At 72.8% G+C, this 25,044-nt stretch carries 31 protein-coding genes, 2 tRNA genes and 1 riboswitch; of the genes, 18 read left to right on the plus strand and 15 right to left on the minus strand.

Going from position 1 to position 25,044, the window contains the following annotated elements; translation table 11 throughout:
* Positions 1-45 precede the first annotated feature (45 nt).
* Positions 46-366 (plus strand): PilZ domain-containing protein, encoded by a 321-nt coding sequence (locus tag FHY05_RS10330; protein WP_183944293.1) that lies wholly within the window; start codon positions 46-48, stop codon positions 364-366.
* 186 nt (positions 367-552) lie between these two features.
* Positions 553-636 (plus strand) — tRNA-Leu (locus FHY05_RS10335).
* A 460-nt stretch (positions 637-1,096) separates the two neighbouring features.
* Here FHY05_RS10335 and FHY05_RS10340 read toward each other — a convergent pair.
* The 5 genes from FHY05_RS10340 to FHY05_RS10360 form a co-directional block, all read right to left on the minus strand.
* Positions 1,097-1,315, minus strand: coding sequence for a DUF4170 domain-containing protein (locus FHY05_RS10340; protein WP_183944294.1), 219 nt, complete (start codon positions 1,313-1,315; stop codon positions 1,097-1,099).
* A gap of 178 nt (positions 1,316-1,493) precedes the next feature.
* Positions 1,494-1,949, minus strand: a complete 456-nt coding sequence (locus FHY05_RS10345) for a hypothetical protein (RefSeq protein WP_183944295.1) — start codon at positions 1,947-1,949, stop codon at positions 1,494-1,496.
* Between the two features lie 37 nt (positions 1,950-1,986).
* Positions 1,987-2,262 (minus strand): DUF3618 domain-containing protein, encoded by a 276-nt coding sequence (locus FHY05_RS10350; protein ID WP_183944296.1) that lies wholly within the window; start codon positions 2,260-2,262, stop codon positions 1,987-1,989.
* Entirely contained in the window at positions 2,259-2,600 is a 342-nt protein-coding gene (locus FHY05_RS10355; protein WP_183944297.1) for a phage holin family protein, read from the minus strand. The genes FHY05_RS10350 and FHY05_RS10355 overlap by 4 nt, the downstream gene beginning before the upstream one ends.
* Before the next feature lie 4 nt (positions 2,601-2,604).
* Positions 2,605-3,150 carry a hypothetical protein gene (locus FHY05_RS10360; protein ID WP_260181454.1) on the minus strand — a complete coding sequence of 182 codons (546 nt, stop codon included), beginning with the start codon at positions 3,148-3,150 and terminating at the stop codon, positions 2,605-2,607.
* A 132-nt stretch (positions 3,151-3,282) separates the two neighbouring features.
* Here FHY05_RS10360 and eno point away from each other — a divergent pair, with 132 nt between their 5' ends.
* Positions 3,283-4,563, plus strand: coding sequence for a phosphopyruvate hydratase (gene eno / locus FHY05_RS10365; protein WP_183944298.1), 1,281 nt, complete (start codon positions 3,283-3,285; stop codon positions 4,561-4,563).
* 44 nt (positions 4,564-4,607) lie between these two features.
* On the plus strand, positions 4,608-4,925 hold the full coding sequence (locus FHY05_RS10370) for a septum formation initiator family protein (RefSeq protein WP_260181455.1): 318 nt from the start codon (positions 4,608-4,610) through the stop codon (positions 4,923-4,925).
* A 189-nt stretch (positions 4,926-5,114) separates the two neighbouring features.
* Here FHY05_RS10370 and FHY05_RS10375 read toward each other — a convergent pair whose 3' ends face one another.
* Genes FHY05_RS10375 through FHY05_RS10385 form a run of 3 tightly spaced genes read right to left on the minus strand, consistent with a single transcriptional unit; the run spans position 5,115 to position 7,703 of the window.
* Positions 5,115-5,939, minus strand: coding sequence for an alpha/beta fold hydrolase (locus FHY05_RS10375; RefSeq protein WP_183944299.1), 825 nt, complete (start codon positions 5,937-5,939; stop codon positions 5,115-5,117).
* Positions 5,940-5,997: 58 nt separating this feature from the next.
* On the minus strand, positions 5,998-7,155 hold the full coding sequence (gene aroB / locus FHY05_RS10380) for a 3-dehydroquinate synthase (protein WP_183944300.1): 1,158 nt from the start codon (positions 7,153-7,155) through the stop codon (positions 5,998-6,000).
* Positions 7,152-7,703, minus strand: coding sequence for a shikimate kinase (locus FHY05_RS10385; protein ID WP_183944301.1), 552 nt, complete (start codon positions 7,701-7,703; stop codon positions 7,152-7,154). The genes aroB and FHY05_RS10385 overlap by 4 nt, the downstream gene beginning before the upstream one ends.
* 97 nt (positions 7,704-7,800) lie before the next feature.
* Between FHY05_RS10385 and FHY05_RS10390 the strand changes: the two genes are divergently transcribed.
* The 4 genes from FHY05_RS10390 to FHY05_RS10405 are packed head-to-tail and all read left to right on the plus strand — an operon-like array spanning position 7,801 to position 11,595.
* Complete coding sequence (locus FHY05_RS10390) at positions 7,801-7,938, plus strand: hypothetical protein (protein ID WP_165926994.1); 138 nt, start codon at positions 7,801-7,803, stop codon at positions 7,936-7,938.
* Positions 7,919-9,700, plus strand: a complete 1,782-nt coding sequence (locus FHY05_RS22785; protein WP_183944302.1) for a hypothetical protein — start codon at positions 7,919-7,921, stop codon at positions 9,698-9,700. The genes FHY05_RS10390 and FHY05_RS22785 overlap by 20 nt, the downstream gene beginning before the upstream one ends.
* Positions 9,697-10,635 (plus strand): tyrosine recombinase, encoded by a 939-nt coding sequence (locus FHY05_RS10400; protein ID WP_311732442.1) that lies wholly within the window; start codon positions 9,697-9,699, stop codon positions 10,633-10,635. Before FHY05_RS22785 ends, FHY05_RS10400 begins: the two co-directional genes overlap by 4 nt.
* A 9-nt stretch (positions 10,636-10,644) precedes the next feature.
* Positions 10,645-11,595: an acetyl-CoA carboxylase carboxyltransferase subunit alpha gene (locus tag FHY05_RS10405; RefSeq protein ID WP_183944303.1), complete on the plus strand. Its 951-nt coding sequence runs from the start codon at positions 10,645-10,647 to the stop codon at positions 11,593-11,595.
* Between the two features lie 223 nt (positions 11,596-11,818).
* On the opposite strand, the gene FHY05_RS10410 is transcribed toward FHY05_RS10405, so the two are convergent.
* Both FHY05_RS10410 and FHY05_RS10415 read right to left on the minus strand, forming a co-directional pair.
* Positions 11,819-11,992: a Flp family type IVb pilin gene (locus FHY05_RS10410; RefSeq protein ID WP_183944304.1), complete on the minus strand. Its 174-nt coding sequence runs from the start codon at positions 11,990-11,992 to the stop codon at positions 11,819-11,821.
* A 150-nt stretch (positions 11,993-12,142) separates the two neighbouring features.
* Positions 12,143-12,334 (minus strand): Flp family type IVb pilin, encoded by a 192-nt coding sequence (locus tag FHY05_RS10415; RefSeq protein ID WP_183944305.1) that lies wholly within the window; start codon positions 12,332-12,334, stop codon positions 12,143-12,145.
* 45 nt (positions 12,335-12,379) lie between these two features.
* On the opposite strand from FHY05_RS10415, the gene FHY05_RS10420 reads away from it, so the two are divergent.
* The 5 genes from FHY05_RS10420 to FHY05_RS10440 all read left to right on the plus strand — a co-directional run bounded on the left by FHY05_RS10420 (position 12,380) and on the right by FHY05_RS10440 (position 17,593).
* Positions 12,380-12,793, plus strand: coding sequence for a (deoxy)nucleoside triphosphate pyrophosphohydrolase (locus FHY05_RS10420; RefSeq protein ID WP_183944361.1), 414 nt, complete (start codon positions 12,380-12,382; stop codon positions 12,791-12,793).
* Positions 12,792-12,989, plus strand: a riboswitch (cobalamin riboswitch). It overlaps the preceding gene by 2 nt.
* A gap of 111 nt (positions 12,990-13,100) precedes the next feature.
* Positions 13,101-15,032 (plus strand): TonB-dependent receptor domain-containing protein, encoded by a 1,932-nt coding sequence (locus FHY05_RS10425; protein ID WP_311732443.1) that lies wholly within the window; start codon positions 13,101-13,103, stop codon positions 15,030-15,032.
* Positions 15,033-15,057: 25 nt separating this feature from the next.
* The gene (locus FHY05_RS10430; protein WP_260181456.1) at positions 15,058-15,864 is read left to right on the plus strand and encodes an ABC transporter substrate-binding protein; all 807 of its coding nucleotides are present in this window, start codon (positions 15,058-15,060) and stop codon (positions 15,862-15,864) included.
* The gene (locus FHY05_RS10435; protein ID WP_183944307.1) at positions 15,861-16,823 is read left to right on the plus strand and encodes an iron ABC transporter permease; all 963 of its coding nucleotides are present in this window, start codon (positions 15,861-15,863) and stop codon (positions 16,821-16,823) included. Before FHY05_RS10430 ends, FHY05_RS10435 begins: the two co-directional genes overlap by 4 nt.
* Positions 16,820-17,593, plus strand: a complete 774-nt coding sequence (locus FHY05_RS10440) for an ABC transporter ATP-binding protein (RefSeq protein WP_183944308.1) — start codon at positions 16,820-16,822, stop codon at positions 17,591-17,593. Before FHY05_RS10435 ends, FHY05_RS10440 begins: the two co-directional genes overlap by 4 nt.
* An 11-nt stretch (positions 17,594-17,604) precedes the next feature.
* On the opposite strand, the gene FHY05_RS10445 is transcribed toward FHY05_RS10440, so the two are convergent.
* Positions 17,605-17,678, minus strand: a tRNA-Cys gene (locus FHY05_RS10445).
* 156 nt (positions 17,679-17,834) lie between these two features.
* Here FHY05_RS10445 and FHY05_RS10450 point away from each other — a divergent pair.
* From FHY05_RS10450 to FHY05_RS10460, 3 genes are read left to right on the plus strand one after another with little or no spacing between them, the layout of a single operon-like run.
* Entirely contained in the window at positions 17,835-18,506 is a 672-nt protein-coding gene (locus tag FHY05_RS10450; RefSeq protein WP_183944309.1) for a protein-L-isoaspartate O-methyltransferase, read from the plus strand.
* A gap of 13 nt (positions 18,507-18,519) precedes the next feature.
* Positions 18,520-20,034: a TolC family outer membrane protein gene (locus FHY05_RS10455; protein ID WP_260181457.1), complete on the plus strand. Its 1,515-nt coding sequence runs from the start codon at positions 18,520-18,522 to the stop codon at positions 20,032-20,034.
* Between the two features lie 35 nt (positions 20,035-20,069).
* A complete protein-coding gene (locus FHY05_RS10460; RefSeq protein ID WP_221191105.1) occupies positions 20,070-20,624 on the plus strand; it encodes a DUF2497 domain-containing protein in 555 nt (184 codons plus the stop codon).
* Between the two features lie 62 nt (positions 20,625-20,686).
* On the opposite strand, the gene FHY05_RS10465 is transcribed toward FHY05_RS10460, so the two are convergent.
* The 4 genes from FHY05_RS10465 to FHY05_RS10480 all read right to left on the minus strand — a co-directional run bounded on the left by FHY05_RS10465 (position 20,687) and on the right by FHY05_RS10480 (position 23,762).
* A complete protein-coding gene (locus tag FHY05_RS10465; protein ID WP_311732444.1) occupies positions 20,687-22,036 on the minus strand; it encodes a HAMP domain-containing sensor histidine kinase in 1,350 nt (449 codons plus the stop codon).
* Between the two features lie 151 nt (positions 22,037-22,187).
* Positions 22,188-22,874, minus strand: coding sequence for a response regulator transcription factor (locus FHY05_RS10470; RefSeq protein WP_183944311.1), 687 nt, complete (start codon positions 22,872-22,874; stop codon positions 22,188-22,190).
* Positions 22,875-22,884: 10 nt separating this feature from the next.
* The gene (locus FHY05_RS10475; protein WP_183944312.1) at positions 22,885-23,244 is read right to left on the minus strand and encodes a PDZ domain-containing protein; all 360 of its coding nucleotides are present in this window, start codon (positions 23,242-23,244) and stop codon (positions 22,885-22,887) included.
* Complete coding sequence (locus tag FHY05_RS10480; RefSeq protein WP_183944313.1) at positions 23,241-23,762, minus strand: DUF1003 domain-containing protein; 522 nt, start codon at positions 23,760-23,762, stop codon at positions 23,241-23,243. Before FHY05_RS10480 ends, FHY05_RS10475 begins: the two co-directional genes overlap by 4 nt.
* Positions 23,763-23,907: 145 nt before the next feature.
* Between FHY05_RS10480 and FHY05_RS10485 the strand changes: the two genes are divergently transcribed.
* Together FHY05_RS10485 and FHY05_RS10490 are read left to right on the plus strand one after the other, a co-directional pair.
* A complete protein-coding gene (locus FHY05_RS10485; protein WP_183944314.1) occupies positions 23,908-24,243 on the plus strand; it encodes a hypothetical protein in 336 nt (111 codons plus the stop codon).
* 3 nt (positions 24,244-24,246) lie between these two features.
* The gene (locus FHY05_RS10490) at positions 24,247-24,990 is read left to right on the plus strand and encodes an AcvB/VirJ family lysyl-phosphatidylglycerol hydrolase (RefSeq protein WP_183944315.1); all 744 of its coding nucleotides are present in this window, start codon (positions 24,247-24,249) and stop codon (positions 24,988-24,990) included.
* Positions 24,991-25,044: the final 54 nt, after the last annotated feature.

The following is a 25,044-nucleotide window of genomic DNA, read 5'->3' on the forward strand; positions in this document are numbered from 1 at the left end:
GTGGGCAGGATGGAGCATTTCGGGCGACTGGCGACGGTGGGTGGCATGAGCGGGCGAGACGACGACATCCGGGCACTGGGCAGCCAGCCCGACAAGCGCCGTGACCTGCGCGGCCGCGACGAAGTCGCGATGTTCGCGCGGCTGCGGCTCGCGGGCCAGGCGGACGGCTTCGACGTCAGCGTGCGCAATGTCTCGACCGGCGGCCTGATGGCCGAGCTGCCGCACCCGCTCGCGCCCGACAGTGCGGTCGAGATCGAGCTGGCCGGGCTGGGCTGGGTCGCGGGACGGATCGCCTGGCAGATCGACCGGCGCGCCGGTATCGCGTTCGACGAGCTGATCGACTCGGCCGCGATCTTCCATCACTGAGTCAGGCGTCGAGCGCCGAGGGTGAGCGCTCCTTCTGCCCGCCGCGCGCTCCTGCGGGAGCAGGCGCCTGTCGCCACGAGACTTGGCCTCGCAGGCCCGGTCCCCGGCGCGCCGGAGCATGAGCCCGCTTCGGTCGATCAGACCCTAGACGCGGGGGCACCTGTCGTGCCAAGGCGCGCGCGTCACGCGGGCGTGGCGGAATGGTAGACGCAGCGGACTCAAAATCCGCCGGAGCAATCCTTGTCGGTTCGAGTCCGACCGCCCGTACCAGCTAACTTCGGTGACCCTTCCTGTCGTTCCCCGGCGGACGCCGGGGCGCAGGTGGGTGGGCACCAGTAGCAGCGTCGACGGTCAGCCGATCAAGCGGTCGCCGCCGTGCCAGCCACTTACCTGTCTACCTCGTCACCTTCGGAGAGGTTGTGGGTCAACCGCGCCGTCAGCCTCGCGACCGGCCGGGTGGCGTGGCTCGGCTGATCCGAACTCGAGATGCTCATCTTCGTGGAGTGGCTCGCCCCACCGGTGATCCCGGGCTCGACCCGGGATCCCCGGTCCGCGAGGCCGCGGGCGTAACCCTCTCGGTAGATCAAACCGGGTCGAGCCCGTGATGACCGGGAGGGCGAGGAGGCGGTTCTCCTCATCGCCGCGCATTTCCCGCCCGAGAGCCTAGCGACAGATCAGACCACCGCGAACGCACGCCCCCTTTGTGGGTCGTCGCCCCGCTCACTCCCGCTCACGCGGTGAGGTCGGGCTCCAGCAGGCGGTGCAGGTGCACCACCACATACTTCATCTCAGCGTCGTCGACGGTGCGCTGCGCGGCGGCGCGCCACGCTTTCTCGGCGCTGGCGTAATCGGGGAAGACGCCGACGATGTCGATCGAGGAGAGGTCGGCGAAGTCGAGCGTGCGCGGATCGCTCACGCGTCCACCGAAGACGAGGTGCAGCTTGCTCATGGGGCGGCTCCTGAGAGGGTGAGTGGCGACCGATCGCCGCCGCGTGACCCGAACAGGCGAGAGCAGCCGACACGACGCGTGCGACTGCTCTCCTGGTTCCCGTGCGCTGTCGGTGCCGCGGTGCCGATCACCTGTTGTGAGACCGCCCTTAGCGCCACCCGCCGCGCGATAGAAGGGGTCAGCTGGCGCTCTTCACCTGCTCCTTGCCTGCCCTGGCCGCGGCGGCACCGGCGCTGGTCGCCGCCTTCACAACGCCTTGGAAAAGCGACTTCGCCTGGCCGCGCGCGGCATCCGGCGTGAGCCCGAGCTGCTCGATCTCATTCCGCCCGGCCTCCTTGGCGGCGGCGAAGGCGGCGGTCGCCGCAGCGCTGACCTTCTTGCCTACCGGCGCGAGCAGGTCCTTCTCACGCTGGCCGCGCGGGATCACCGCCGCGAGCAACGCCCCGAGCGCGAGCCCGCCGACGACCAGCCCGAGCGGGTTGGCCTCGAGCGTCTCGGCGGTGGCATGTGCCGCGTCGCTGGCGCGGTGGCGCGCGCTCTCATAGGCATGCGCCGCCTTGTCGCGTGCCTGGTCCACACCGTCGCGAAGGCGGCCGTTGGTGTCGTCGTGATCATGCTGCTGATGGTCGGTCATGGTCTCTATCCTCTCGGCCTGGCGGACGACGTTGATGTCATGATTTCTTTCGGCTCAGCACGCGTGCGATCCGCTTTCGGTTGAGGAAAGCGAGCAGCAGCGCGCCGGCACCGGCGACGGTGGCGGGATTGCGCCGCGCTGCCTCGAGGCTGGCGCGCGCGGCCCGGTTGCCGCCGCCCAGCACCTCGGCCTTGGCCGCGGTGACCAGCCGTCGCGGCTCGAGCTCGGCCTGGAGCGCCCCGACCGTGCCGTTCAGCCGAGCGCGTGCCTCGGCCGCTCGGGCTTCGGCGGCGGTGACGTCGGCGCCGCTCATGCGCCCGGCCTCGCGTTGAGTCGCGAACGGCCCGCCAACCCCAGCACGAGCGCGACGAGCAGGACGGTGCCCACCACCGCGGCGGTAGCCAGGCCGGGGCCGATCAGCGTCGCGAGCGTCAGCACCAGGCCGACGAGCAGGGTGATCAGCGCCGCGAGCGCGAGCACACCCGCGACGGCGAACAGCACCGCGGCCTTCTTGTAGCGGGTCGCCGCGGCGCCCGCCTTGGCCTTGGCGAGTGCGATCTCGGCCCGGGCCACGTCACGCGCGTCGTGCGTGAGCCGTGCGACGAGATGGGGGATGCTGGGCTCCCCGATCACCGGTTCACGAAGGTCCATCGCGTCAGGCGTCGCGCTGATCGAGGCCCGCGCTCAGCAGCCGCGCGACGACGAAGCCCACGCTCGCGGCGACGCCCACCGCCACCGCGGGGCTCTTGCGCACCAGCTCGCGCGCGTCGGCGAGCAGGTCGTCCACGCTCTTCTCGTCGATCGCGCTGGTGAGACCCTGGACGCGATCGGCGGCGCCGCGCGCATATTGACCATATTGGTCGCCCAGCTTGTCGTCGACCTGCTGCGCGGCGTCGCGCAGCAACTGCGACAGCTGACCGAGCGCGTCGGTCGCCTTGGCCTTTCCGTCCTCGGCGAAGAGGCGCGCCTTGTCGGCGGCCTGCTCGCGTCCCTTGGCGACATTGTCGCGCAGCGCCTGCTTGGCACCGGCAACGGTGCTGCCTGCCTCGCCCGCGTCATCGTTCGATCCGCTCTCGGGCGAGAAATCCACGCCGGCATCCTTCAGCGGCGCGGCGGGGGTGAAGCTCGCGTCGGCGGGCGGCGGCGTAATATCGCCGTCGCTGATCGGCTGCGCGGTGTCGCGGTCCTGCTGGTCGGCCATGATCCATCCTTCCCTGGTCGAAGTCGAACAACCGGCACCGCTCGCCCGGGTTCCCTCGCGTTGCAGCCAAACGCGGTGATCGCTACACGCGGCGGCGTCGCCGTTGGGGCAGCAAGCTAAGAGGATCGTTACGTGACCGCAATCATCGACCTGCACGGACGCCAGATCATCGACAGCCGCGGCAACCCGACCGTCGAGGTCGACGTCCTGCTCGACGACGGCAGCTTCGGCCGCGCCGCGGTTCCCTCTGGCGCCTCGACCGGCGCGCACGAGGCGGTGGAGAAGCGCGACGGCGACAAGGCGCGCTGGTCGGGCAAGGGCGTGGAGCGCGCGATCGAGGCAATCAACGGCGAGATCGCCGAGGCGATCGTCGGGCTCGACGCCGAGGATCAGCTCGAGGTCGATCACGCCATGATCGAGCTGGACGGCAGCGAGAACAAGGGCCGCCTCGGCGCCAACGCGATCCTCGGTGTCAGCCTCGCGGTGGCCAAAGCGGCCGCGGACGCGCGCGGGCTGCCGCTCTATCGCTACGTCGGCGGTGTCGCGGCGCACGTGCTGCCGGTGCCGATGATGAACATCATCAACGGCGGCGAGCACGCCGACAACCCGATCGACTTCCAGGAGTTCATGGTCGTGCCGGTGGGCGCGGACTCGCTCGCCGAGGCGGTGCGCTGCGGCTCCGAGATCTTCCACACGCTCAAGAAGGGGCTGAGCGAGAAGGGGCTCGCCACCGCGGTCGGCGACGAGGGCGGGTTCGCGCCCAATCTCGCCAGCACCACCGACGCGCTCGACTTCATCATGAGCTCGATCGAGCGCGCCGGCTACACTCCGGGCGACGACGTGATGCTCGCGCTCGACTGCGCCGCGACCGAATTCTTCAAGGACGGCAAGTACGTCATCTCGGGCGAGAACCTCACGCTCGAGCCGGGCGCGATGGCGGACTATCTCGCCGATCTCGCGGCGCGCTACCCGATCTTCTCGATCGAGGACGGCATGGCCGAGGACGATTTCGAGGGTTGGAAGGCGCTGACGGACGCGATCGGCAACAAGGTGCAGCTGGTCGGCGACGATTTGTTCGTCACCAACCCCAAGCGGCTGCGCGACGGCATCCGCCAGGGACTGGCCAACTCGCTGCTGGTGAAGGTCAACCAGATCGGCACGTTGAGCGAGACGCTGGAGGCGATCCGCGTGGCCGAGCGCGCCGGCTATACCGCGGTGATGTCGCACCGCTCGGGCGAGACGGAGGACTCCACCATCGCCGATCTCGCTGTCGCGACCAACTGCGGGCAGATCAAGACCGGCAGTCTGGCGCGCTCGGACCGGCTCGCCAAGTACAACCAGCTGATCCGCATCGAGGAGGAATTGGGCGACGTGGCGCGCTACGCCGGTCGCGACGTGCTGCGCCTGCGCTGAGGGGGCTTGCCAAGGACATGGCGGCGCGCGAGAATCGCGCCGCCATGGTCGCCCGCAAACCCGATCGTCTCCGGACCACGCTCCGCTCCGCCGCGCTGCCCGCGCTGGCGGTGACGATCATGCTGTTCTTCGGCGCCTATGCGATCTTGGGGCCGAACGGCGTGCTCGCGCTGGGCGACTACAAGCGCCAGCTCGCGGCGCGCGAGCGGCAGTTCTCCGCGCTCGACGCGCGCCGCGAGATGCTGCGCAACCGCGTCGCGCTGCTCGACCCGCGGCATGCCAATCCCGACATGGTGGACGAGCTCGTGCGCAAGGAACTGAACGTGGCGCATCCCGACGAGGTGATCGTCCCGCTGAAGTGAGCGGGCGGTGTCGTGAGTGTGGCGGCACGCCCACCCCGCAACTGTGTTCCCCGGCGAAGGCCGGGGCTCAGGTGGGAGACGGTTGTGAGTGATCACTACGGCCTTCCCAACTGGGCCCCGGCCTTCGCCGGGGCACTAACTCCTTGGGATAAGGGAGCGCTTCAACCCGGCTCGCGCTCCCCGCTCCTGTCACCGTCCCAAAAACGTCAGCAAATCGCGCGTCAGGCGCTCGCTCTCGGTCGCGAACAGCCCGTGCGGGGCGCCGTCATATTCCACCAGCTGCGCGTTCTGGATGCCGCGTGCCGCCTGCCGCGCGCTGGCGTCGATCGGAACCGTCTTGTCGCCGGTGCCGTGCAGGACGAGCGTCGGCACGCGGAAGGCGGGCAGGTCACCGCGAAAATCGGTGTGGCCGAAGCTCTCGGCGCATTTCAGCGTCGGCTGTAGCCCGGCCTGCATCGCCAGCCGCCACGCCCAGTCGAGCGTCGCCTCGCTGACCGGGCTGGTGACGTAGCCCACACCGAAAAAGTCCTTGAAGAAGGTGCGGAAGAAGTTCGGCCGGTCCTTCAGGATGCCGTTGGCGATGCCCTGAAGCGTCTCCTCGGGCACGCCGTCGGGATTGTCGTCGGTCTTGAGCATATAGGGCACGACCGAGCCGATCAGCGCCGCCGATATCACGCCCTTGCCGTCGTAGCGCGACTGGTAGCGCGCCACCTCGCCGCCGCCCATGGAGAAACCCACCAGCGTGACGTCCTGGGTCGCGCCCGCCGCCTCGAGCACGTCGTTGAGATCGTCGGTGAGCGTGTCATAGTCGTAGCCGCCCCACGGCTGGCCCGAGCGGCCGAAGCCGCGGCGGTCATAGGCGATCGCGCGGAAGCCGGCGTCGGCCAACGCCTTCATCTGCGGGTCCCAGCTGTCCGACGAGAGCGGCCAGCCGTGGATCAGCACCACCGGCCGGCCCTCGCCCCAGTCCTTGACGTACAGGTCGGTGCCGTCGCGCGTCTTGACGTAGGGCATGGGCTCGCTCCTTGGGAAACTAAGCCACGTTAACCGCCGCCCCGCGGCCCCGTTCCGCTCAGCCGGTCGCACCCACGGCAGCGCTCGCCGCGGCGCGCGGCTGCGCGGCGAGGAACGTCGTCACGTCGCCGAGCGCCACGCCGCGGTCGAGATAGGTCTGGCCGATGCCGTGCGCGAGCAGGAAGGGCAGGGTGCCCGCCTCCATCTTCTTGTCGTGGCGCATATGCTCGACCAGCCGCTCGGCCGGCGCGTCGATGCCCGCGGCGGCGAGCCCGTCGGGCAGGCCGCTCGCGCGCCAGTGCGCCGCCACGCGCTCGGCGTCAGCGACGGGGCAGCGTCCGGTCGCGACCGAGAAGGCGAAGGCGAGCGCGCAGCCCGCCGCGACGGCCTCGCCGTGGAGCAGGCGATCGGAGAAACCCGCCTCGGCCTCGAGCGCGTGGCCGAAGGTGTGGCCGAGGTTGAGCAAGGCGCGGCGACCGTTGGTCTCATGCTCGTCCTCGGCGACGATCCGCGCCTTGGCGGCGACCGCGTGCGCGATGGCGTGGGTGCGCGCGGCCGCGTCGCCGGCGAGCAGCGCGGCGCCGTGGCGCTCGCACCAGGCGAAGAAGTCGGCGTCGTCGATCAGCCCGTATTTGACCACCTCGGCATAGCCGGCGCGGACCTGCCGCGGCGGCAAGGTGTCGAGCACGTCGGGGTCGATCAGCACCAATCGCGGCTGGTGGAAGGCGCCGATCAGGTTCTTGCCCGCGCGCGCGTTGATCCCGGTCTTGCCGCCGACCGACGAATCCACCTGCGCCAGCAGCGTGGTCGGGATCTGCACGAAGCGGCAGCCGCGCTTGAGGATCGCGCTGGCGAAGCCGACCAGGTCGCCGATCACCCCGCCGCCGAGCGCCACCACATGGTCGCCGCGCTCGACCCCGAGCGCGAGCAGCTGGTCGGTCAGCTTCTCGAGCGTGGCCCAGCTCTTCGACGCCTCGCCCGCGGGGAGCACGATCGAGCGGTGGCCGACCCCGACCGAGTCGAGCGCGCTGCCCAGCGCAGCGAGATGGTCGGGGACGTTGACGTCGGCGACGATCACGAGCGGGCGCCGCCCCGCCAGCGGCGCGAGCCACTCGCCGGCGCGCGTCAGCAGACCGGGCTCGATCACCACGTCATAGCCGCGCTCGCCGAGCCGTACGGGGACGGTGACGCGCGCGCCGGTCTGCTCGATACTCATCTGCCCAGGGCCTCCAGGATCGCGCGCACGGTCGTCTCGTGCGGGGCGTTGGCGCTGGCGACGCGAAGATGCGCCAGCGCGTAGAGCGGGTTGCGGACGGCGGCGAGGTCCCGCAGCACCGCCGCCGGGTCGCGCCCGCGCAGCAGCGGGCGCGTGTCGCGACGGCGCACGCGCTCGGCCAGCACCTCCACCGGCGCGTCGAGCCAGATCGCCAGCGCCTCGGCCAGGATCAGCGCGCGCGTCTCGTCGTTGACGAAGGCGCCGCCCCCGGTAGCGATCACCTTGGGACGACCGTCGATCAGCCGCTGGATCACGCGGCGCTCGCCGTCGCGGAAATAGGCCTCGCCGAACTGCGCGAAGATGTCGCTGATCGACATGCCCGCGGCGGACTCGATCTCGGTGTCGGCGTCGACGAAGGGCAGGCCGAGCCGCGTCGCCAGCCGGCGCCCGACGGTGGACTTGCCCGCGCCCATCAGCCCGACCAGCACGATCGGCTGGCCGATCCAGGCGGCTCCTCGTTCGCGCGGGGCAGGCGGGCTTTGCAACATCGTCGGCAGGGCTATACAGCGCCTTCATGCCCCGGCAACAGCGTGCGCGCCGCGCGCTTCTCCCGGGGCGGTTGGGCGCGTGCGCGATGGGGTATCCATGTCTCGGTTGATCGTCTCGGTGGTGGTGTTGCTGGTGATCGTGCTCGGCGCCCTGTTCTTCCTCGCCGGGCGCGCGACCGAGCAGCCGACGACGCGGGTCGAGAAGGCGGTCGAGCTTGGCAACCTCGCGAACTAGGCGCGCGCTCGTCGCGGGCGCCGCGGCGCTCGCGATCGGTGCCGCCGCGGCGGCGCAGCAGAGCCCCGAATCGCTGCTCCCGCCGGGTTTCGGCGACAACGCGCCGTCGCCCACACCGTCTCCGGCGCCCTCTGCGGCCGCGCCCGCGCCGGGCGCGTCGGGGGCGACGCCTGCCACCGCGCCGCGCGTCACTGCGACGACGCCGGCGGGCCCGCTGCCGCCGCTCCCGCCGCTGGCGATGCCGACGCCGGGCGCGACGCCCACGCCGGCCGCGCCGCGGTACGAGATGCCCGCCTTCGCGCGGCGCTCGCTCGCGCAGCTCGGTCCCAGCGACAGTTTCGCCGCGGACGCCTTCGCCGGTTCCGACGGCCGCTACGTCGAGCGGCTGATGCGGCGGCTGTCCGCGCCGCTGCCGTCGCGCTGGCTCCAGATCGCGCTGCGCCGGCTGCTCGCCGCCGAGCTGGTCACGCCCGCGCACGTCAACGGCGCCGACTTCGCCGCCGAGCGCGCCTGGCTGCTGTTGCGCATGGGCGAGTCGGTCACCGCGCGCGCGGTGGCGCAGTCGGTCGATCTGGACCGGGTCACCCCCAAGCTGCGCCAGGTGTGGATGCAGGCCGCGCTCGCCACCGCCGACCCCGCCGCGCTGTGCGCGCTGGCGCCGGGCGCGGGCGACAGCGAGCGCGGCTGGATCGTCGCGCGCGCGATGTGCGCCGGGCTCACCGGCACCGCCAAGACGCAGCCGCTGCTGGCCGACATCCGCCGCCGCCGCGTCGCCAGCGGCATCGATCTCCAGCTCGCGCAGAAGGTGATGGGGGCGGGGCTCGACAGCCGGCAGGCGATCACGATCGAGTGGGCGCCGGTGACCCAGCTCACCGCGTGGCGCTTCGGCCTCGCCACCGCCACCGGCGTCGCGGTGCCGGGCGAGCTCTACGACACGGTCGGCCCGCAGGTCACCGCGTGGCGCGCGCTCGCGCCGGCGATCCCGCTCGCCGAGCGTGCCGCGGTCGCTGACCGGGCGGCGGCGATGGGGGCGCTGTCGTCGGCCGCGTTGGTCGACCTCTACTCGGCACTCGCCGACGGCGACGACGTGCCCGCGCCGCTGGCGCGCACCGCCAACGATCTGCGCGACGCCTATGTCGGCGACAGCCTCGACACGCGGCTGGGCGCGATGGCGCGGCTGTGGGACGCGGCCGAGACGCCGGCGGCGCGCTACGGCCGCCTGATCCTCACCGCGCGCGCCGCGGCGCGGCTGCTGCCGGCGGGCGAGGTGGAGCAGGCCGACCGGCTCGTCGCCTCGATGCTGAGCGCGGGGCTGGACCGCACCGCGCAGCGCTGGCGCGGCCACGTGCGCGCCGGCAGCGACGCCTGGGCGATGCTGCTGCTGGCCGACCCCGACGGCGGCGCGCGCGGTGCCAGCCCGCGCGACTATGCCCCGAGCGGCGCCAACGCCGAGCGCAAGAGGCAGCTGTTCTTCGCCGCGCTCGCCGGCCTGGGCGACGTGCCCGCCGCCGATCTGGCGGACGAGGGCGAGCGCTTCGACGTGCCGGTCACGCGCGTCGACAGCTGGACGCGCGCGCTCGATCAGGCGGTGGCGGCGCGTCGGCAGGGCACCGTGCTGCTGCTCGCCGCGGTCGGTCTGCAGGCGCGCGGCTGGGAGACCGTGCCGGCGGCGTCGCTCTACCGCGTCGTCGCGGCGCTGCGCGCGGTCGGGCTCGACGGCGAGGCGCGGATGATCGCGGCCGAGGCGATCGCGCGGCTGTGACGGCGGCGCGCGGGCGCACGACCGGGGCGGGCGCCTCGGGCGAGGACCGGCAGGCGATCGAGCGCTTCCTCGAGATGCTGACCGCGCAGGCCGGCGCGGCGGCGAACACGCTCGCCGCCTATCGCCGCGACCTCGCGCTGGCGTCCGAGGCGCTCGACGGCGGACTGGCGCAGGCCGATGCCGCCGCTTTGGGCCGGCTCGCCGACGGCTGGTCCGCGCTCGCCAGCGCCAGCGTCGCGCGCAAGGCGTCGGCGCTGCGGCGCTTTTTCGCCTTCCTCGTGGAGGAGGGGGCGCGCCCCGACGATCCCTCGCCGGCGCTGCCGCGGCCGGCGACGCGCCGCGCGCTGCCGCGCACGCTGAGCCACGCCGACGTCGATCGGCTGTTCGCCGCGATCGCCGAGCGACTCGCGCGCGATCCCGTGATCACGACCGACCTGCGGCTCGCCGCGCTGATCGAGCTGCTCTACGGCTCGGGGCTGCGCGCGAGCGAGCTGGTGTCGCTGCCGCGCAACGCGATCCATCCCGACCGGCCGTTCCTGATCCTTCGCGGCAAGGGCGGCAAGGAGCGGCTGGTGCCGCTGTCCGATCGCGCGCGCGCCGCGGTGGCGGCGTGGCGCGCGCATGTCGCGAGCGACCGCGCCTTCCTCTTCCCCTCGGGAACGACTCACCTCTCGCGCGTGCGGCTGTTCCAGCTGGTGCGCGCGCTCGCGGCGGAAGCGGGGATCCCGCCCGATCGGATCAGCCCGCACGTGCTGCGCCACGCCTTCGCGACTCACCTGCTGGAGGGCGGCGCCGACCTGCGCGCCTTGCAGACGATGCTCGGCCATGCCGACATCGCCACCACCGAGATCTACACGCATGTCGACAGCCGCCGGCTGGTGGAGCTGGTCAACGAGCGGCACCCGCTCGTTGACGCGTTGCGTCACCGCGACTAGCTGCGGCCGATGCCTAGTTTCCTCGACTTCGAGAAGCCCATCGCCGAGCTGCAGGCGCGCATCGACGAGCTGCGCGACACCGGTGACGCGGGCGCGATCGACATCTCCGCGGAGATCGCCAAGCTCCAGGCCAAGTCCGACAAGCAGCTGAAGGACACGTTCGCCAAGCTGACGCCCTGGCAGAAGACTCAGGTGGCGCGCCATCCCGAGCGCCCGCACTTCCGCCACTATGTCGCCGGCCTGTTCGACGAGTTTCTCCCGCTGGCGGGTGATCGCGCGTTCGGGGACGACCAGGCGATCCTCGGCGGTTTCGCCACCTTCCGCGGCCGGCGCGTCATGGTGCTCGGCCACGAGAAGGGCGACGATACGGCCAGCCGGCTCAAGCACAATTTCGGCATGGGCAAGCCCGAGGGCTATCGCAAGGCGATCCGGCTGATGGAACTGGCGGATCGTTTCGGATTGCCGGTGGTGACGCTGGTCGACACCTCGGGTGCCTTCCCCGGCATCCAGGCGGAGGAGCGCGGCCAGGCCGAGGCGATCGCGCGCTCGACCGAGGCGTGTCTCGCGCTCGGCGTACCGCTGGTCGCGTCGATCGTCGGTGAGGGCGGCTCGGGCGGCGCGATCGCGCTCGCCAGCGGCAACCGCGTGCTGATGTTCGAGCATGCGGTCTATTCGGTGATCTCGCCGGAAGGCTGCGCCTCGATCCTGTGGCGCACCGCCGACCGCGCCCCCGACGCCGCCGAGGCGATGAAGGTGACGGCGCAGGATCTCAAGGGACTGGGCGTGATCGACGCGATCGTCCCCGAGCCGCTCGGCGGCGCCCACCGCGATCCCGCGGGGGCGATCCGCGCGCTGGGCGATTCGATCGAGCACGCGCTCGGCGAGCTGACGTCGCTGACCCCGGAGGCGCTGCGCCAGGATCGGCGCGACAAATTCCTCCGCATGGGCCGGCTGAGCTGACGTAACGCTCAAATCCGCCCTGCGACCGGGGAGGGGGACCGCGCGTCCCAGGCGAGTGGTGGGAGGGGACCCACTCCGCGGTGCAGCGTTGCCGGCAGGCTCCTCCATCATCCTGCGGCTGGTTCCCCTCCCCGCCCTGCGCGGAGGAGTCGCAGGTTGGGACAAGAAAAAGGCGGCGGGACCGAAGTCCCGCCGCCCTTGTTACGAGAGCTGGCCAGCGAGATTACGCGCCGTTGCTGCTCATCGTGGTCTGCACCTTGGTGAAGGTGTTGGTCAGCTGGTTGCCCAGGCCCTTCATCGCGGCGATGGCGGCGACGGCGACCAGCGCGGCGATCAGGCCGTACTCGATCGCGGTGGCGGCCTTGTTGTTCTTCAGGAAAGCGCGAATCTTCTGCATGTCGATCTCCGAGACAAATTGGCTTCAGTTACCCGGCCGATGAGCCTCTGGGGCTCCAGCGATGTCCGGTGTAGCTGCGGCACGGTTGCGAAAGACTTAAGCCTGTTCCTACGATCTCAGAATTTTACGCAGGTTAGTGCAGGTCATGTCTCAGCGGCCGACGAGAAGATTGGTCGACACCGTCGTGAGAACGTCGCTGAGCGCGGTGGACACGCGGCCGAGCCCCGCGGTGATCGCCAGCGCGACGGCGGCGAGGATCAGGGCATATTCCACCGCGGTCGCGCCGCGACCGTCGCGGCCGAGGCGCGAGAAGAGCGGGCGTCTGGTGCGAGGGCGTGCCATGGCGCGATCGTAGCGCGGGGTTGGTTAAGGATCGGTTCGATGACGATGCTGGTGGTCGCCGCGGCGCTACTCGACCCGGCGGGACGCTGCCTGATGCAGCAGCGGCCGGCCGACAAACGCCACGGCGGGCTGTGGGAGTTCCCGGGCGGCAAGGTCGAGCCGGGTGAGGCGCCGGTGGACGCGCTGGTGCGCGAGCTCGCCGAGGAGCTCGCCGTGACGGTGGAGCCCACGGCGCTGGTGCCGCTGTCCTTCGCCGCGGATGCGGCACCCGGCGCGCGGCCGCTGGTGATGCTGCTCTACGTCGCGCGCGCGTGGTCGGGTGAACCACGCCCGCTCGCCGCGGCGGCGCTGCGCTGGGACGAGCCCGCCGCGCTCGCCGCGCTGCCGATGCCGCCGGTCGACGTCCCGCTGCTCGCGATCCTGCGCGAGTCGCTTGCCCGCGGCGACGCGCTGGCCTAGGGGCGCCGTCGCGACAGGTTCCCCGCGAGGGGAAGTAAGAGGGAAGCCGGTAGCTTGGCTGCGATCCGGCGCTGCCCCCGCAACTGTGACCGGCGAGCCTCCTCCCGCGCGTGCCACTGGACCCTCGGTCCGGGAAGGCCGGAGCCGGGGCGCTGACCCGGGAGCCAGGAGACCTGCCCGTCGCGGTTGTCCTTCGCGCGGACGGGGTGTGCCGGGCGATCGAGGTCTTGTCCTCGCGTGACGACGATCGGGTGGCAGCGCCGCGGCACGGGGCCGCGCGTCCGCCCGCGACCGTGTGGGGGAAGACGTGACCATATCCTATCGCCGCATCGCGACCGCGCTGCCGCTGCTGCTGCTCGCACCGGCGGCGCACGCGCAGAGCGCGCAATCGACCGAGGCGCTCGAGCAGGCGACCCGCGCGGGCGACGACGTGATCGTCACCGCCGCGCGCGCCGCCACGCCGGCGGAGACCGTGGCGCAGGCGGTGACCGTGCTCGACACCGCGACGATCGAGCGGCGCCAGACCGTGGTGCTCGCCGACCTGCTGCGCCAGACCCCCGGCATCGCGGTGGCGCGCACCGGCGGTGTCGGCGGCGTCACCTCGGTGTTCATCCGCGGCGCCGAGAGCGACCAGACCGCCGCGCTGATCGACGGCGTGAAGATCAACGACCCGTCCGCGCCCGGCGGCGGCTTCAACTTCGGCGAGCTGCTGGTCGGCAACATCGCGCGGGTCGAGGTGCTGCGCGGCGCCTCCTCGGTGCTGTGGGGCAGCCAGGCGATCGGCGGCGTGGTCAACATGATCACGCGCCAGCCGACCGACCGGCTGAGCGTCAACGCGCGCGCCGAGGGCGGGTCGATGGGCACCGGCCAGGCCTTCGCGAACGTCTCGGGGCGGGCCGGCGCGATCGCGGCGAGCCTGGGCGGCGGCTATTACACCACCGACGGCATCTCGTCCTACGCGCGCGGCAGCGAGCGCGACGGCTTCCGTCACTATGGCGGCAACGCCAGCGTGACCGCGACGCTGGCGAGCAACGTGTCGCTCGACCTGCGCGGCTTCTACGCCAACGGCCGCACCGAGTTCGACGGCTTCCCGCCGCCCGACTACACCTTCAACGATACCCGCGAGTATAGCGACGCCGAGCAGTGGGTCGGTTATGGCGGCGTCAACGTCGCGCTGTTCGACGGCGCGCTGCGCAACCGGCTGGGCTACGCGCGGACCGACATAGCGCGCACCAGCTACGACCGCGACCTCACGCCGCGCGAGACCTATCGTTCGCAGGGACAGAACTACCGGGTCGAGTATCAGGGCGTCGCCGATCTCGGGGCGGTCGCACGCGCGACGTTCGGCGCCGAGCGCGAGATCTCCCGGCTCTACACGCGCGGCTACGGCAGCACCGATCGCGGGCGCGCGCGGCTGTTCAGCGTCTACGGCCAGCTCGCGCTCACCCCGCTCGCGGGCGTCACCGCGACCGGCGGCGTGCGCCACGACGACCACGACCGCTTCGGCGGCGCCACCGTCGGCGCGGCGAGCCTCGCCTGGACGCCCAATGACGGCGCCACCCTGCTGCGCGGGAGCTGGTCGCAGGGCTTCAAGGCGCCGACCCTGTTCCAGCTCAACGGCAGCACCGGCAACCCCAACCTGCGCCCCGAGCGATCCGAGGGGTGGGACGCGGGCGTGACCCAGCGCGCGCTCGACGGAACGCTGGAGGCGAGTGCGACCTGGTTCCGCCGCGTCTCACGCGACCTGATCAACACGCGCGCGTGCAGCCCGGCGGTGGATGGGCCGATCTGCGACACGCGGCCGTTCGGCATCTACGACAATGTCGCACGCACCCGCGCGCAGGGACTGGAGGTCGCGCTCACCCTCCGCCCGGTCGAGGCGCTGACCGTCGTCGCCGCCTACACCTACCTCGACGGCGAGAACCGCTCGCCGGGTGCGAGCTTCGGCCTGCCGCTGCTGCGCCGCCCGCGCGACAGCACCACCGTCAACGCCGACTATCGCTGGCCGTTCGGCCTCTCCACCGGGGTGACGCTCACCGCGGTCGGCGACAGCTACGACGTCGGCCAGGTGCGGCTCGACGGCTATGTCCTCGCCGACCTGCGCGCCGCGCTGCCGCTGACCGACAAGGTCGAGCTGTACGCGCGGCTCGAGAATGCCTTCGATCAGCGCTACGTGGTGGCGGTGGACTATGGCAATCCCGGGCGCGCCGCCTACGGCGGGGTGCGGCTGCGCTACTGAGATGGGGGCGCGCGCTCTCCTGCTGATGCTCGCGGCGCCCGCTCTGGTCTCCGCCGCGACGCCGCGCGCGCCGCGGATCGTGTCGATCAACCCGTGCCTCGACGCGGTGCTGGTGCGAGTGGCCGACGCCGCGCAGATCGCCTCGATCAGCGCTTACTCGCAGGACGCGCGCTCCAGCTCGATCCCGCTCGCGCTGGCGCGGCGCTTCCGCGCCAACGCGGGGACCGCGGAGGAGGTGGTGGCGCTGCGTCCCGACCTCGTCGTCGCGGGCGGCCACGTCGCCCCCGCGACGGTGGCCGCACTGGCGCGGCTGCGCGTGCCGCTCGCGCAGTTCGCGGTGCCCGCGACCGTGGAGGAGAGCGTCGCCCAGGTGCGCGACCTCGCCGCGCGCGTCGGTCACCCGGCGCGCGGCGCGGCCCTCGCGGCTCGGATCGAGGCGGCGGCGCGGCCGGCGCGGGTGACGCCGGTGCCCGCGCTGATCTTCGGCGCGGGTGGCCTCGTGCCCGGCGCGGGGACGTTGCCCGACGACCTGCTGACCCGCGCCGGCTTCCGCAACGCCAGCGCCGGCTACGGGCTGGCGCGCTGGGACGTGCTGCCGCTCGAGCATCTCGTCGCCGCGCCGCCGCGCGTGCTCTTCTCGGTCGCCGCGGCCGAGGACGCGGGTGGGGGCGGGGGCGAGCGCGCCGAGCACCATCCCGCGCTCCGCCGGCTCGCGCCGCGGCTCACCACCGTTCCCTTCCCGGCGCGGCTGATGAACTGCGGCGGACCGACGATCGTCGAGGCGATGGCATTGCTGCGCGCCGCACGCGCGCGGTTCGGGGAGGGGCGATGAGCCGTGCGACGCTCTGGCTGCTGCTCGCGCTGCTGCTCGCCGCGGCGGGCTCGCTCGCCGCGGGCAAGGTGTGGGTGCCGCTCGACGCCTGGACCAGTGCCGACCCGCGCTCGATCATCATCGTCGAGCTGCGGCTGCCGCGCACGGTCCTCGCGCTCATCGTCGGCGCGGCGCTGGGCGTCGCGGGCGCGGCGATGCAGGGCTATCTGCGCAACCCGCTCGCCGACCCCGGCCTGTTCGGCGTCTCCTCGGGCGCGGCCTTGGGCGCGGTCTGCGCGCTCTTCTTCGGCTATGCCGCGCAGGCCTGGCTGCTGCCGCTGTTCGCGCTGGCGGGGGCGGCGGCGACGATGGCGCTGCTCGCGCTGATCGCGGGGCGCTCGGCCAGCCTGGTCGTGTTCACGCTCGCCGGCATGGTGCTGACCAGCCTTACCGGCGCGCTCACCGCGCTCGCGATCAGCCTGGCCCCGACGCCCTTCGTCGCGTCCGAGATCGTCACCTGGCTGATGGGCGCGCTGACCGACCGCAGCTGGGACGACGTGTGGCTCGCGCTGCCGCTGGTCGCGCTCGGCGTCGCGGTGCTGGCGCGCACCGCGCCCGCGCTCGACGCGCTGACGCTGGGCGAGACGGCGGCGCGCTCGCTCGGGGTCGAGCCGCGGCGGCTGCAGCGCGCGATCGTGCTCGGCGTCGCGCTCACCGTCGGCGCCACGGTGGCGACCGCGGGGGTGATCGGCTTCGTCGGGCTGATGGTGCCGCATCTCGTTCGCCCGCTCGCGCGCCACCGCCCCGGCGCGACGCTGTGGCCGAGCGCGCTCGCGGGCGCGCTGCTGGTGACGGTGGCGGACACGCTCGTGCGGCTGGTGCCGAGCGCGAGCGAGCTGCGGCTCGGCATCGCCATGTCGCTGCTCGGCGCGCCCTTCTTCCTCTACCTGCTGCGTCGGCTGCGGCGGCGGCTGGCATGAGCGCGCTGGCGACCGAGGCGTTGACGCTGTCGCTCGGCGGCCGGCGCGTGCTCGAGGCGGTGACGCTCACGCTCGCGCCGGGGCGGGTGACCGCGCTGCTCGGGCCCAACGGCGCGGGCAAGAGCAGCCTGCTCGCCTGCCTCGCCGCGCTGCGCCGGCCTGAGGCGGGGGCGGCGACGCTCGACGGCATGGACGTGGCGGCGCTGCCCGCGCGCGAGCGGGCGCGCCGCATCGGCTTCCTGCCGCAGCAGGCGGACGTGCACTGGGACGTCGACGTGTGCGCGCTGGTGGCGCTCGGCCGGCTGCCGTGGCGCGGGCGCGGCGCGACGGACGCGGCGGACCGCGCCGCGGTGGAGCGCGCGCTGGAGGCGACCGCGATGACCGCGCTGGCGGGGCGGCCGGTCGAGCAGCTCTCCGGCGGCGAGCGCGCGCGCGCGCTGCTGGCGCGCGTGCTGGCGGGCGAGCCCGAGTGGCTGCTCGCCGACGAGCCGCTCGCCAGCCTCGACCCGGCGCACCAGCTCGACGTCGGTGCGCGGCTCCGCGCGGTCGCGGCGGCGGGGGCGGGCGTGGTGCTGGTGGTGCACGACCTCAACCTCGCGACGCGGCTGGCGGACTCGGTGGTGCTGCTGCGCGCCGGACGCGTGGTGGCGGCGGGCGACACCGCGGCGGTGCTGACGCCCGAGGCGATCGCGGCGACCTACGGGGTGGCGGTGGAGGCGGGGGTCACCGCGGGGGGCGAGCGGTACATCGTGCCGGTGGGGCGGGTGTGAGCCGCTGCATCTGGAGGCGCGACCGGGAATCGAACCCGGGTGCAAGGATTTGCAGTCCTCTGCGTCACCACTCCGCCATCGCGCCTCGATGCCGTGGAGGCGCGCATCTGCGGGCAGCGGCGCCGCCTGTCAAGCGCCGCCGCGCGGCAAAGTGATTGGCGAAGCCGCCGCCGCGCGATACAAACCGGCCACGCGCAACGTGTGTTGCATTACTAAAACAGCTATGTCACAGGAACGTCCGATGACCGCCGCAGCCACCCTTCGTGACGACGACTTCACCGCGATGCGCCAGGCGATGGTGGCGAGCCAGCTGCGCACCGTCGCGGTGACCGACCCGCGCGTGGTCGCGGCGATGGCGGAAGTGCCGCGCGAGCGCTTCGTCCCCGCGGACTCGACCGCGATGGCCTATCGCGACACCGCGGTCGCGCTCGGGCAGGGGCGCGCGCTCAACACGCCGCTCGCCACCGCGCGGCTGCTGGTCGAGGCGCGGCTGCGCGCGAGCGACCGCGTGCTGCTGATCGGCGCGGCGGCGGGCTATACCGCGGCGGTGCTGGCGCGGATCGTCGCGGGCGTCGTGGCGGTGGAAGAGTCGCCCGATCTCGCCGCGCACGCGCGCGCCGCGCTCGCGGACGAGCCCAAGGTCACGCTGGTCGAGGCGCCGCTCGCGCAGGGCCATGCCGCTGGCGCGCCGTATGACGTGCTGCTGGTCGACGGCGCCGTCGAGGAGCTGCCCGCGACCCTGCTCACCCAGGTCGCCGACGGGGGCCGGATCGCGACCGGGCTGATCGAGCGCGGCGTGTTCCGCCTCGCCGCCGGCGCGCATCGCGGCGCCGCGACCGCGCTGACGCCCTTCGCCGACATCGACTCCGTCCGCCTGCCCGGTTTCGCCAAACCGCGCGGCTTCACCTTCTGATCGAGGTATCCGCTTGCGCCGACGTTCGCTGCCGCTGCTCCCGCTGCTCGCGCTGGCGAGCACGCCGCTCTCCGCCGAGACGCTGCGCGACGCGCTGGCCAAGGCCTATCAGAACAACCCGACGCTGACCGCGCAGCGCGCGGCGCAGCGCGCCAACGACGAGAACGTTCCGATCGCGCGCGCGGACGGGCGGCCGGTGCTGTCGACCTCGACCGGGATCAACGAGAACCTGCTGCGCGGCGGCAACAGCTTCACCACGCCCGAGCGCCAGCTGAGCGCCTCGGCCGGGGTGACGCTGCCGATCTACCAGGGCGGGCGGGTGAAATACGGCGTCCGCGCCGCCGAGACGCGGGTCGAGGCGGGGCTGGCCAACCTGCGCGGCGTCGAGGCGAGCACCTTCACCGACGTGGTCGGCGCCTACAACAACGTGATCCGCGACGAGGCGATCGTCGCGCTCAACGCGCAGAACGTGCGCGTGCTGGAGACCAATCTGCGCGCCAGCCGCGACCGGTTCGAGGTGGGCGACCTCACCCGCACCGACGTGGCGCAGTCGCAGGCGCGGCTCAGCCTCGCGCGCGCGCAGCTTCAGTCGGCGCAGGCGACGCTGATCTCGAGCCGCGAGAATTATGTCCGGCTGGTCGGCGCCCCCCCGGGCACGCTCGAGCAGCCGCCCGCGCTGCCCAAGCTGCCCGACAGCGCCGACGCCGCGGTCGAGATCGCGCTGCAGGACAATCCCAACCTGCTCGCCGCGCGCAAGGTGCGCGAGGCGACCGACTATGACGTCAAGGTCGCGCGCGCGGGGCGCCTGCCGCAGCTCGGCGCCACGGTCGGGCAGAATTACTTCAACTATCTCGGCACGCTCGGGCGCGGCAACGCCGCGGGGCTGGGCGTCGGCCAGACCGGCACCGCCACCGCGATCGGCGCCTCGATCAACCTGCCGATCTTCCAGGGCGGGCGCGTCGCGGCGCAGCTGCGCCAGGCGCAGGAGCTGCGCGGCCAGGCGATCGAGCAGGCCACCGGCGCCGAGCGCCAGGTGGTGGCGCAGGCGCGCTCGGCCTATGCGGTGTGGCGCTCCTCGCTCGAGGTGATCGCCTCGGCCGAGGCGGCGGTCAACGCCAACAAGCTCAGCCTGGAGGGCGTGCGCGCCGAGAACAGCGTCGGCACGCGCACCATCCTCGACATCCTCAACGCCGAGCAGGAGCTGCTCAACAGCCAGGTGACGCTCGTCACCGCGCGGCGCGACGCCTATGTCGCCGGTTTCTCGCTGCTCGCGGCGATGGGCCATGCCGAGGCGGAGGACCTCGGGCTCGACGGCGGCGCGCTGTACGATCCGACCGTCAACTATCGCGCGACGCGCGGTCGCTTCAACGATTTCGCGCGCACGCGGTCGGCCGAGCCGGTCGCCGGCAGCACCGCCGCGATCGGCGCCCAGGACGCGACGGTGACGCGGCCGCTGGATCCTCTGCTCGAGAGCAATGTTGACAGATCACCCGCGTTGACGACAGGTGTGGATCGACCGCGCCCTTGATCTAGCGCGGGAAAACACGCTGTGGGGACCAAGTGATGGCGGATCTGAACGCCGAGCCCTCGATGGAGGACATCCTCGCCTCGATCAAGCGCGTGATCAAGGAGGGCGAGACCCAGCCGACGCGCCGCCCGGCGCCGCGGCCGCTCGGCGGCCACGATCGCGACCATGTCCTCGAGCTCAACGACTCGCTCGCGGCGCCGGAGCCCGCGCGCTTCCCGGAACCCGCGCGCGGTCCGGAGCCGCGTGCGGCCGAGCAGCGCGCGCCCGAGCCGCCGGCACCCGGTTTCATTCAGGCCGAGCAGAGCTTCGCGCCGCCGCCGGCCCCGAGCCCCGCGCCAACCCCGATAGCCACCGCCGCCGCGCCCGAGCCGGCGGTGTCGCCGGCGACGGTCGAGGCGACGCGCGGCGCACTCGGTGCGCTCTCGCGGCTAGTGGTGAAGCCCGAGCCGGACAGCGACGGCACGCTGGAGGGCTTGGTGCGGGACATGCTGCGCCCGATGCTGAGCGACTGGCTTGACCACAACCTCCCGCGGCTGGTCGAGCAGATGGTCGCGCGCGAGATCGCCAAGATCACCGCGGGGCAGGGATAGGCGAGGGCCGTCCCAAGTGGCGGTGCTGAGCCCCTTCGATCCTTCAACCCGTCGCGCTCGCCTCACGATCGCAGCGGCAGCTCCAGCGCCACCACGAGCCCGGGTGCGGCGTCCTCGAGCGTGACGTTGCCGCCGTGCAGCCGCGCCACCGCGGCGACGAGCGACAGCCCGAGCCCGGCGCCACTGCCGCCGCGCGCCTCGTCGACCCGACCGAAGCGGCTCAGCGCGACCGCGCGATGCTCCGGCGCGATGCCGGTGCCTTCGTCGGCGACGCTCACGGTTGCCGCCTGCGGGGTCACCACGAGCGACAGCGTGATCGTGCCGGCGCCATATTTCAGCGCATTGTCGATCAGATTGCCGAGCGCCTGGGCGATCAGTTCGCGGTGCAGCGGCATCGTCAACGGGATCGGCGCGACGACGCGGATCGCGCGCTCGGCGTCCTCGGCGACCGGACCGTAGATCTCGGCGAGCTGCTCGAGCTCGTTGGCCAGATCTACCGGAGCGAAGGACTCCCGCCCGATCCCCGCCTCCGCGCGCGTGATGCGCAGCGCGGTCTCGACCAGCGCAAGCACCCGCTCGCCCTCGGTGAGCGCACGATCGACCGCCTCCTGCGCGGCGGGTTCGCTGACCTGCGCAGCGGCGCGCTCGAGCGCCGAGCGCAGCCGAGTCAGCGGCGACTTCAGATCATGTGCCAGCGTGTCCGTCGCGATCGTCAGCTCGCTCACCAGCGTATCGAGCCGGTCGAGCGTGGCGTTTACCGCGTCGGCGAGCAGGGCGAAGGCGTCGCCGCTGCGATCGTCGGCGACGCGGCGCGAGAGGTCACCGCCGCGCACCGCGCGCAGCGTCGTCACCGTGTCGTCGAGGCGCGTGACGATCATCCGCGCCGCCAGCCAGGCGGCGAGCGCGGCGAAGGCGATGGCGAGCGACAACGCCACCAGCATCGCCGCCTCCAGCAGGCGGACGGTGCGACGCTCGCCCTCCACCACGCTGCCGGTGAGCAGCCGCGCGCCGCCGGGCAGCCGCGTCGCGCGGACCAGCATCGCCTCGGGCGCGTCGTGGCGGCGGCGATAGAGCTCCACCGCGATCGTACCGTCGTCGGGGAGGATGTTGGGCGGCCAGGCGGAGAGATTGCCGGCCAGCCGGTTGCCCGCCGCGTCCGCCAGCAGCACCACCGCGCCGGCGCGGGCAGGGCGCGCGCCGCGCAGCTCGATCGCGCGCGCCAGCCCGGCGGTGCCAGCGTCGCCCTGGATCGCGAGCAGGTCCTGGCGCAGCACCTCCTCGGTGGCGAGCGCGCGATCGTAGACCTGCCCGCGCACGATGGCGCGAAGCGTCAGCAGCAGCGTCGCCGCCGCGGCTACCTGCAGCAGGAAGACCAGCGCGGCGAAGCGCGCCGTGGTCGAGCGCCAGTGCACCTCAGCGCGCCTGCATCGTGGAGTGTGATCCATCTACGCCGAGCGGTGCCCCGGCGGGCGCCGGAGCCCAGGGCCGCCGAGGCGACCTTCGTGAGCCTGGGCTCCCGCGTGCGCAGGACCACGCTGGCGATGGGTGTGCGGTGGTCACTCGTCAGGGGTTCACGCCGAGCCGGTAGCCCGAGCCGCGCACGGTGTGCAGCAGCGGGCGCGCGAAGCCCTCGTCGACCTTCTTGCGCAGCCGGCTGAGGTGCACGTCGATCACGTTGGTGCCGGGGTCGAAATGATAGTCCCACACGCCCTCGAGCAGCATCGTGCGCGTGACCACCTGCTCGACGTGGCGCAGCATGAACTCGAGCAGTCGGAACTCGCGCGGCTGCAGCTCGATCGTCCGCCCCGCGCGCTTGACCCGGCGCGCGAGCAGGTCGACCTCGAGATCGTCGCAGCGCAACACCGTCTCGACCGCGGGCGCGCTACGGCCGCGGCGCACCAGCAGCCGGATGCGCGCGAGCAGCTCAGCGAAGGCGAACGGCTTGACCAGATAATCGTCGGAGCCGTTGGTGAGGCCCTTGACCCGGTCCTCGGGCGAGCCGAGCGCGGAGAGCACGATCACCGGGGTCTCGATGCCCGCGCCGCGCATCGCCGCGAGCACCGCCATGCCGTCGATCCCGGGCAGCATGCGGTCGAGCACGACGCAGTCGTAGCTGCCGTCGGTGGCGTGAAACAGGCCGTCGCGCCCGTTGTCGGCGCGATCGACGAGGAAGCCTTCCTCGCTCAGCCCCTTGGCGACGAAGTCGGCGGTGGCGGCATCGTCCTCGATCAGCAGGATCTTCTGCGACACGCTCTTCCTCTCACCGGCCGCGGACCTCGATGGGCAGGTCGCGCGCGCCGCGCCGCACCACCAGCTTCACCAGCGGATGTGTTGCCATCTCGCGCTGCACTTCCGCAAGCGTCGCGGGCGCGCGGCCGTCGATCCGCTCGACGAGGTCCCCGACGCACAGCCCGGCGCGCTCCGCCGGGCCGCCCGCGCGCAGGCTGGTCACCATCGGCAACACGCCGCGTGGCGGAGCCGTGGCGACGAAGGTGGCGCCGACCGAGTCTCCGCGGGCGTGATGCAGCTGGTGGACGCCGCGCAGCGCCAGCGCGGAGCCGAGCGCTGCCAGCAGCGCGGAGGCGAGCACCGCACGGTCGAGCGGTTGCAGGCGGGTCATGACGCCTCCCGACGGCGCTCGAGCAGCGCGTCGAGCCGCGCCGTGACCGCGTGCTCGATCATGTCGTGCAGCCGCAGGATCTCGAGCTCGGCGCGCAGGTTCACCTCATAGTCGAGCCGCGCTGCGAGCCGGTCCTTGGCCGCCTGGCGGTTCTGGCTCATCATGATTACGGGCGCCTGGATCGCCGCCAGCGTCGACAGCATCAGGTTTAGGAAGATGTAGGGGTAGGGGTCGAAGGCGTGGCCGAGCCGCGACAGCACGCCGCTGTTGAGCAGCATCCAGCCGACCAGCAGCAGCGAGAAGCCGATGATGAAGCCCCACGAGCCGCCCACCGCCGCGACGCGGTCGGCGAGCCGGTCGCCGAGCCTCGCGGTCTCCTCGTCGACGTCGCCCGCGTCGCGCGCGATCGGCAGGCGTTCCTCGATCTTGGCAAGGACGTTGCGCTCCTCCGCGTCGAGCGCGGCGGGGGACTTGCCGAGCAGCCGGGCGGCGAACGTGTGGACGGGGTGGCTGGCCATGCGCGACGGTCTCCGCTGACGCCGCGGCGCGGGGCGTCGAGCCTGTTGTGCCCGCGCGGGGCTGTTCGAGCGATGAGCGTAAGATGACGAATCGCTAATGTTTTTGTCAGCGCGCCGGCAGGCGGCGGTGGGCAGGAGGGACGGCATGGAGCCGCCGCTTTCCCCGCGCGCCGCGCTGGACGAGCGCATCTGCCGGCTGATCTGCCCGATCGCCTCGGCGATGGTGGGCGTGTGCCTCACCGGCATCGGCCTGCTCCACCTCGGCGTCGCGGGCGGTCGTCGCGCCGGCGTGGCGGACGATCTGCTCGCGATCGACTCGCTGCTGTTCCTGGTCGCAACGCTGACCTCCTACGTCGCGCTGCGCGGCGCCGCGCACCGTCGGCTGCACCTCATGGAGCAGCTCGCCGACGCCTGCTTCATCCTCGCCATGCTGCTTCTCACCGCGGCGTGCTTCGTCATCACCTACGCGCTGAGTGCCTGAGCCATGACCGACTTTCCCGTCCCGCCGCGTCGGCGCAATCCGCTCGGCGTCGCGCTGGCGCTGCTCGCCGGCACGGGGCTGCTGGTGCTCGGCTATCTCGGTTCGCTCGGCTACTATAGCCCCTCGATGTACCGACTGGTGCCGCCGACGGCGGCACCCGCGCCGGCGCAGCACGGGCTGGTGGCGGTGCTGTTCTCGGGCGATTCGGGTTTCGATGCCGGGATGACGCCGCATATCGGGCGCACGCTGGCGGCGCACGGCATCCCCGTGCTCGAGATCAACTCGCTGACCGCCTTCCGCGCGGGGCGCAGCGCGGCGGAGACGGCCGCGCTGGTGGCGGAGGTAACACGCCGCGCGCTGGCGCTGCCGGGTGCGACGCGGGTGCTGCTGGTCGGCCAATCGTTCGGCGCCGACGTGCTGCAATATGGCGCGAGCCTGCTGCCGTCGTCGCTGCGCGCGCGCGTGCCGCAGCTGATCTTCGCGGTGCCCGGCGACACCCTGTTGTTCCGCGCCAGCCCCAACGGCCTGTTCGACGGTCCGCCCGACCGTGGCGCGCTCCCGAGCGCGCGGCGCGTCGATTGGGCGCCCGTGGTCTGTCTCCACGGCGCGACGGAAGCGAACAGCCTGTGCCCGTTGTGGCGCCAGCGCAACGTGCGCGTCGTGACGCTGCCGGGCGACCATTACCTCAACCATGATCCGGATCGGCTGTGCGCGACGCTGTGGCAGGCGGTCCGGCGAGGCCGCTGAGCGCCACATTACCGATTGTTCAGTGGACGACGAGCCTCTCGCAATGCGCGCCGT

The organism is Sphingomonas sp. BK580 (assembly GCF_014194975.1).
Lineage (GTDB): Bacteria > Pseudomonadota > Alphaproteobacteria > Sphingomonadales > Sphingomonadaceae > Sphingomonas.

What these genes read in the sequence shown, in the direction of transcription:
- FHY05_RS10330 (WP_183944293.1), top strand. Translation starts at nt 46, where the DNA reads ATGAGCGGGCGAGACGACGACATCCGGGCACTGGGCAGCCAGCCCGAC.
- FHY05_RS10340 (WP_183944294.1), bottom strand. Translation starts at nt 1,315, where the DNA reads ATGAGCAAGCTGCACCTCGTCTTCGGTGGACGCGTGAGCGATCCGCGC.
- FHY05_RS10345 (WP_183944295.1), bottom strand. Translation starts at nt 1,949, where the DNA reads ATGACCGACCATCAGCAGCATGATCACGACGACACCAACGGCCGCCTT.
- FHY05_RS10350 (WP_183944296.1), bottom strand. Translation starts at nt 2,262, where the DNA reads ATGAGCGGCGCCGACGTCACCGCCGCCGAAGCCCGAGCGGCCGAGGCA.
- FHY05_RS10355 (WP_183944297.1), bottom strand. Translation starts at nt 2,600, where the DNA reads ATGGACCTTCGTGAACCGGTGATCGGGGAGCCCAGCATCCCCCATCTC.
- FHY05_RS10360 (WP_260181454.1), bottom strand. Translation starts at nt 3,150, where the DNA reads ATGGCCGACCAGCAGGACCGCGACACCGCGCAGCCGATCAGCGACGGC.
- FHY05_RS10370 (WP_260181455.1), top strand. Translation starts at nt 4,608, where the DNA reads ATGGTCGCCCGCAAACCCGATCGTCTCCGGACCACGCTCCGCTCCGCC.
- FHY05_RS10375 (WP_183944299.1), bottom strand. Translation starts at nt 5,939, where the DNA reads ATGCCCTACGTCAAGACGCGCGACGGCACCGACCTGTACGTCAAGGAC.
- aroB (WP_183944300.1), bottom strand. Translation starts at nt 7,155, where the DNA reads ATGAGTATCGAGCAGACCGGCGCGCGCGTCACCGTCCCCGTACGGCTC.
- FHY05_RS10385 (WP_183944301.1), bottom strand. Translation starts at nt 7,703, where the DNA reads ATGTTGCAAAGCCCGCCTGCCCCGCGCGAACGAGGAGCCGCCTGGATC.
- FHY05_RS10390 (WP_165926994.1), top strand. Translation starts at nt 7,801, where the DNA reads ATGTCTCGGTTGATCGTCTCGGTGGTGGTGTTGCTGGTGATCGTGCTC.
- FHY05_RS10405 (WP_183944303.1), top strand. Translation starts at nt 10,645, where the DNA reads ATGCCTAGTTTCCTCGACTTCGAGAAGCCCATCGCCGAGCTGCAGGCG.
- FHY05_RS10410 (WP_183944304.1), bottom strand. Translation starts at nt 11,992, where the DNA reads ATGCAGAAGATTCGCGCTTTCCTGAAGAACAACAAGGCCGCCACCGCG.
- FHY05_RS10415 (WP_183944305.1), bottom strand. Translation starts at nt 12,334, where the DNA reads ATGGCACGCCCTCGCACCAGACGCCCGCTCTTCTCGCGCCTCGGCCGC.
- FHY05_RS10420 (WP_183944361.1), top strand. Translation starts at nt 12,380, where the DNA reads ATGCTGGTGGTCGCCGCGGCGCTACTCGACCCGGCGGGACGCTGCCTG.
- FHY05_RS10430 (WP_260181456.1), top strand. Translation starts at nt 15,058, where the DNA reads ATGCTCGCGGCGCCCGCTCTGGTCTCCGCCGCGACGCCGCGCGCGCCG.
- FHY05_RS10435 (WP_183944307.1), top strand. Translation starts at nt 15,861, where the DNA reads ATGAGCCGTGCGACGCTCTGGCTGCTGCTCGCGCTGCTGCTCGCCGCG.
- FHY05_RS10440 (WP_183944308.1), top strand. Translation starts at nt 16,820, where the DNA reads ATGAGCGCGCTGGCGACCGAGGCGTTGACGCTGTCGCTCGGCGGCCGG.
- FHY05_RS10450 (WP_183944309.1), top strand. Translation starts at nt 17,835, where the DNA reads ATGACCGCCGCAGCCACCCTTCGTGACGACGACTTCACCGCGATGCGC.
- FHY05_RS10460 (WP_221191105.1), top strand. Translation starts at nt 20,070, where the DNA reads ATGGCGGATCTGAACGCCGAGCCCTCGATGGAGGACATCCTCGCCTCG.
- FHY05_RS10475 (WP_183944312.1), bottom strand. Translation starts at nt 23,244, where the DNA reads ATGACCCGCCTGCAACCGCTCGACCGTGCGGTGCTCGCCTCCGCGCTG.
- FHY05_RS10480 (WP_183944313.1), bottom strand. Translation starts at nt 23,762, where the DNA reads ATGGCCAGCCACCCCGTCCACACGTTCGCCGCCCGGCTGCTCGGCAAG.
- FHY05_RS10485 (WP_183944314.1), top strand. Translation starts at nt 23,908, where the DNA reads ATGGAGCCGCCGCTTTCCCCGCGCGCCGCGCTGGACGAGCGCATCTGC.
- FHY05_RS10490 (WP_183944315.1), top strand. Translation starts at nt 24,247, where the DNA reads ATGACCGACTTTCCCGTCCCGCCGCGTCGGCGCAATCCGCTCGGCGTC.